Annotated in this window: 1 protein-coding gene; it reads left to right on the forward strand. The window is 58.1% G+C overall.

Features of this window, described 5'->3' with window-relative positions; translation table 11 throughout:
- The coding region (locus tag HX884_RS26960; RefSeq protein ID WP_178329079.1) for a DUF927 domain-containing protein at positions 1–234 on the forward strand (234 nt) is incomplete at both ends.

Raw genomic sequence — 234 nt, forward strand, 5'->3', positions numbered from 1 at the left:
CACAATGACGGGCTGATGCCACTGGATGAAGTCGGACAGGGCGCAGACCCGATAAGCGTTTCTCAGTCTGCCTATGCCCTGTTTAATGGCGTTGGGAAATTGCAGGGGGCGAAGGAAGGGGGAAACCGGGATTTAAAACGCTGGCGCACCGTGGCGATCAGTACCGGGGAAATGGACTTAGAAACCTTCATCGCCACCGCCGGACGCAAGACCAAAGCCGGGCAACTGGTGCGC

This window comes from Enterobacter sp. SECR19-1250, from assembly GCF_013391025.1.
Lineage (GTDB): Bacteria > Pseudomonadota > Gammaproteobacteria > Enterobacterales > Enterobacteriaceae > Enterobacter > Enterobacter cloacae.